This window comes from Falsiroseomonas sp. RANM36, assembly GCF_056682175.1.
In genome coordinates, this window is record NZ_JBWXTD010000008.1 from 151,496 (window position 1) to 156,425 (window position 4,930).

The 4,930-nt window shown below is 72.6% G+C and carries 4 protein-coding genes; all 4 read right to left on the minus strand.

What is annotated here, in order from left to right; genetic code table 11:
- Nucleotides 1-116: 116 nt before the first annotated feature.
- Nucleotides 117-1,670, minus strand: a complete 1,554-nt coding sequence (locus AC1MIR_RS26390; protein WP_480031153.1) for a two-component system sensor histidine kinase NtrB — start codon at nt 1,668-1,670, stop codon at nt 117-119.
- Nucleotides 1,671-1,802: 132 nt separating this feature from the next.
- Nucleotides 1,803-2,540 (minus strand): winged helix-turn-helix domain-containing protein, encoded by a 738-nt coding sequence (locus tag AC1MIR_RS26395; RefSeq protein WP_480031154.1) that lies wholly within the window; start codon nt 2,538-2,540, stop codon nt 1,803-1,805.
- Between the two features lie 154 nt (nt 2,541-2,694).
- Nucleotides 2,695-3,216 carry a hypothetical protein gene (locus AC1MIR_RS26400; protein WP_480031155.1) on the minus strand — a complete coding sequence of 174 codons (522 nt, stop codon included), beginning with the start codon at nt 3,214-3,216 and terminating at the stop codon, nt 2,695-2,697.
- Nucleotides 3,217-3,259: 43 nt separating this feature from the next.
- Complete coding sequence (locus tag AC1MIR_RS26405; protein WP_480031156.1) at nt 3,260-4,660, minus strand: NAD(P)H-dependent flavin oxidoreductase; 1,401 nt, start codon at nt 4,658-4,660, stop codon at nt 3,260-3,262.
- Nucleotides 4,661-4,930: the final 270 nt, after the last annotated feature.

The following is a 4,930-nucleotide window of genomic DNA, read 5'->3' on the forward strand; positions in this document are numbered from 1 at the left end:
GGGGGGGGCGGGGGGGGGCCCCGGCGCGGGGGGGGGGGGGGGCCGCCCCCCGGGGGCCGGGGGGGGGGGGGGGGGGGGCCGGCGCGACGCCGACGCGGGCGATGGTGGAGGAGCTGCTACGCGCCTGAGCCGCGTTCCCCGATCCGGGCCAGGATGTCGGCCACGTCCTGCGGCGTGAAGGGTTTCTCCAGGATCGGTGGCGGCGCCTGCGGGTCCAGCGCGCCGATGGCCGAGGGGCCGGCCACCGTGTCGCCGGTGACGAAGGCGAAGCGGCCGCGCAGATGCGGCTGCGCCGCCAGCGCCTCCCGATACAGCGCCGCGCCGCCGCCGCCGGGCATGCGCAGGTCGCAGAACACCGCATCGAAGCGCCGCGCGGCGAGGCGTGCGCGCGCCTCCGCGATGTCGCCGGCCGTCTCCGCCTCGATGCCGTGCAGGCCGAGCAGCTCCGCCAGCACCGCCCCCACCTCCGGCTCGTCATCCACCACCAGCACGCGATGCCGCGCCGGCATGGCGGCGGCCGGTGCCGCCTGTTCCGCCCCGGCCGCCGCGCCGGCCGGCAGCCGCACCACGAAGCGTGCGCCGCCGAGCGTGCCGGGCTCCAGCCCGATCGTGCCGCCATGCGCGCCCAGGATGTTGCGGCAGACCGCGAGGCCGAGCCCCGTGCCGGCGCCGAGCGGCTTGGTCGTGACATAGGGCTCGAAGATCTTCGCGCGCAGGTCCTCCGGCACGCCCGGGCCGTTGTCCTCCACCGCGAAGCCCACGCCGCCCGCCGCCTCGGCCCAGCTTTCCAGCCGCAGGATGCGCGGCTCCGGCCGGTCGGCCAGCGCCGCCTGGGCGTTCACCACCAGGTTCACCGCCACCTGGCCGAGCTGGTCGGGATCGGCCTGGATGCGCGGCAGCGCGGGGTCCAGCGCGCGCTCGATCGCGATGCCGGCGCTGCGCAGCCCGTACCCCGCGAGATCGAGCGCGCCCTCCAGCGCGGCGTTCACTTCCACCGGCGCGCGCAGCGGCGCCTGCTGGCGCACCATCGCCAGGAAGGTCTTCACGATGCGCCCGCAGCGCGCGGCCGCGGCATGGATGCGCGCGGCGCGCGCGCGCACCGCCGCGGCCTGCGCGATCGCCTCCAGCATCGTGGTCTGCGCGACGACGACGGCCAGCGGGTTGTTCAGCTCATGCGCGACGCCCGCCAGCAGGCTGCCGAGCGCGCTCATCTTCTCGCTCTGGTGCAGGCGCTCGCGCTGCCGGGCGAGCTCGGCCTGGGCCTGGTGCATCGGCGTCAGGTCGCGCAGCCAGGCGGTGAAGAACACCTTGCCCGCGGCCTTCACCTCGTGGATCGAGAGCTCGCAGGGGAAGACGGAGCCGTCGGCGCGCATCGCCTCCATCTCCAGCCGCTGTCCCAGCACATGCGGGCAGCCGGTGCGGTGGTAGCGCGCGAGCCCGGCCTCGTGCCCGGCGCGGTGATGCGGCGGCACGATGGTCTCGCCGATCGGCTTGCCCATGATCTCCGCCTTGCGGTGGCCGAAGATGCGCTCGGCGGCGGCGTTCCAGCCGATCACGCGGCAGTCGCGGTCGGCGGTGATCACCGCGTCGAGCGCCGCGTCGATCACGCCCTGCTTCAGCGCCTCCGCCTCCGTCAGGCGGGCGAGGAGAGCCTGAGGATCATCAGCCATGCGGCGTTTCTCCCGGCTGGATGACGCCCCGCCGTGCATGCGGCGCGCGCGGCTTGATCCCGAATGGCCCGGCGCACCATGTCTGAGGCGCGCAAGCCAAGCCGGCGGATGCCGGCGCCGGCGCTTGAGGCATCATGAATCTGGCGTGAAGACATAGCCCTGGCCGCGCACGGTTCGGATCAGGCGGGGATTGGCGGGATCGGCCTCCAGCTTGCGGCGCAGGCGCGTCACGCGGATGTCCACCGAGCGGTCGAAGGGATCGGCCTGCTCGCCCGCCTGCAGGCGCAGCAGCCGCTCCCGCGTCAGCACCTGGTTCGGGTTCTCGGCCAGCATCTGGAGCAGGTCGAATTCCATCGGCGTCAGCGCCACCTCCGCGCCCGCGCCATCCAGCAGGCGCCGCTCCGCCGGGCGCAGGCGATAGGGGCCGAAGCGGCATTCGGCGGGCAGCGCCGGCGTCGGCGCGATGCGCGCGGCCGCCACCGCTGCGGCCCGCGCGCGGCGCCGCCGCAGCACGCTGCGCAGCCGCGCCAGCAGCTCGCGCAGCTCGAAGGGTTTCGCGATGTAGTCGTCCGCACCGACCTCGAGGCCGACGATGCGGTCCATCGAATCGCCGAGCGCGGTGACCATCAGGATGCCGGGCGGATCGGGCAGCAGGCCGAGCCGCCGCGCGATGGAAAGCCCGCCCTCGCGCGGCAGGTTGAGATCCAGCAGAACGGCCTCGACCGGTGCTTCCGCCAGCGTGGCATCCAGCGCCGCGCCGTCGCCGCAGGGCAGCGCGCGGAAGCCCTGGGCGGAGAGATACTCCACCACGACCTCGCGGAGGTCCGCCTCGTCCTCCACCACGGCGATGCGCGACGCCCCCTGCGTCATCTCTCCGGACCGTTCCGCCTCCCTGGTCGGTGCACCATACCGACACCGTCCGGGATTGGTAGCGGGGATGCGGCGCCGCGCCGGACCGCCCCCGTCCCGGACGAGGCTGCCCAAGGGACGCAACCAGTGGATTCAACCCGGGCGCCGTCAGGCGTCAGTCCAGTCTCTCTCCGCGCAGGGCGCGGCCGAACGCCGCGGGGCCCAGCAACTCCGACAGGTGCTTCAGGCCGAGGTAGGGGATCAGGAACAGCCAGACCAGCAGGCAATAGGCCAGGAACTCCGCCCAGCGCCCGCCAGCGATATGCTCATCCAGGATCTGCGCCGGATGCGCGCCATGGATCGCGCCCGCGACGAATTCCTCGATCACGGTCAGCACGATGAGGACGAGCAGCAGCAGCAGCGACCCGCGCAGCACGCCTCTCAGCAGAGGCTCGCCTGCGGTCCGGCGCCCGACCTTCGCCGCCTCGCCCAGCATCAGGAACTTCCCCAGCACCGCCGCCTTGATCAGGGCGAAGCCATAGGTCGAGTAGCGCAGCGATTCCTCGGTCAGCAGCGCGGCCTTGTAGAGCTGGATCGCGCCGAAGCAGATGGCGAGGTAGAGCACGGTCAGCGCGTAGCTGCGCATCTCGTGACGGATGCGCTGCTTGACGCCGGGCCGCGTTGCGGAGCTTTCCATGGCGACGGGTCCGGACGGCGGCTCGTCGTGCTCTCACCTGCGATCAGCGGCCGGTCATGATCCGCTCGACAAGCTGCTTCGCCGTGGGCACGAAGCCGTTCGAGTAGAAGGGGTCGGTGCCGAAGCGATAGGCGTTGTGGCCGGAGAACATCAGGTTCTCGTCCAGCTTCCCGCCATGCGCGATGTCCTGCAGCGTCTTCTGGATGCAGAAGCTGCGCGGATCGGCCTTCTTGCCGGTGCTGAAATCGGGCTCGGTCTGCGCCCAGTTGCTGAACCGGCAATGGGAAAGGCAGCCCATGCAGTCCACCTGGTCCTGCACGATCTCCTTCGCCTTGTCGGGGCTGACGAAGATCAGCGTGTTGTCCGGCGTGCGCATCGCCTCGGTGAAGCCCTCGGCCTCCCAATGCGCCACGCGGGCCATGTCGTGCGGCGCCAGGTAGACCAGGCGCTTGCGCGGGCCGACGCCGTACTCGGCGATGTGGTCGCCAACGGGCTCGGTCGTGTAGGCGACCTGGCGCTCGTTGCGGGCTTCCAGCTCGCGCAGGAAGTCGTTGTGCACGGCGGAGCTGTAGAAGCCCGTGGGCGAGAAGGGCTGCAGCAGCACGTCGCCCTCCTTCAGCGTCAGCAGGCGCCGCTTCCATTCCTCGCTGATCGGGCTTTCCTGCGTCAGCAGGGGGCGGGTGCCGAACTGGAAGGCGACCGGGCCGAGCTCCGGGTTGTCGATCCAGTGCTCCCATTCCTCCAGCCACCAGACGCCGCCGGCCATGATGATCGGCACCTCGTTCAGGCCGAACTCGTTCATGGTCTGGCGCAGCTTCAGCACGCGGGGGAAGGGGTCCTCGGGCCGCTTCGGATCCTCGCTGTTCGACAGGCCGTTGTGCCCGCCGGCGAGCCAGGGATCCTCGTACACCACGCCGCCCAGCCATTCGCGCGTCTTGCTGTAGGACCGCTTCCACAGCGCGGAGAAGGCGCGGGCGGAGGAGATGATCGGGTAGTAGTGCACGCCGTATTCGCGGGCGAGCTCGCCCAGGCGATAGGGCATGCCGGCGCCGCAGGTGATGCCGTGCACCAGCCCCTTCGCACCTTCCAGCACGCCGCGCGCCACGCGCTCCGCGCCGCCCATCTCCCACAGCACGTTCATGTGGATGCGGCCCTGGCCGCCGGCGATCTCATGCGCGATGCGGGCCTGGGCGATGCCGCCGGCGATGCCGTAGGCGACGAGCTCCTCATGCCGGTCGCGCCGCGTGCGGCCGTGGTAGATCTGGCGGATGACGTTGCCGTCGGCGTCGTAGCTGTCGGCATTGACGCCGGAGAAGGTGCCGACGCCGCCGCCGGAGGCCCAGCCGCCGCAGGTCCTGCCGTTCGAGACCGCAACGCCCTTGCCGCCCTCGACCAGGGGCAGCACCTCGACGCCGCCCATGCGGATCGGGTTGATCGCCTTCAAGGCTGTTTCGCTCCGGTGATTGTCCAGTTGCGTGGCGCGGGTTGTAGCCCGCCGCGAATGTGACGCGAAGATGGCGTCGCCGAGCCCCTTGTGGAGGGCCCGGCCGGCGCCGGCTGCGGCTTATTCCGCCGCGTCGCGGCCGTCGCCGCCCCCGTTGCCGCCGCCTTCGCGGTCACGCCGCGGGCCGCGGTCACGGAAGCCGCCGCGGTCGCCGCGGTCGCGCCGCGGGCGGGCGCCCCCCACGCCCCCCCCCCCCCCCCGGGGGCGGGC

Coding starts and splice junctions, on each gene's coding strand:
- AC1MIR_RS26390 (WP_480031153.1), bottom strand. CDS start 1,670: ATGGCTGATGATCCTCAGGCTCTCCTCGCCCGCCTGACGGAGGCGGAG.
- AC1MIR_RS26395 (WP_480031154.1), bottom strand. CDS start 2,540: ATGACGCAGGGGGCGTCGCGCATCGCCGTGGTGGAGGACGAGGCGGAC.
- AC1MIR_RS26400 (WP_480031155.1), bottom strand. CDS start 3,216: ATGGAAAGCTCCGCAACGCGGCCCGGCGTCAAGCAGCGCATCCGTCAC.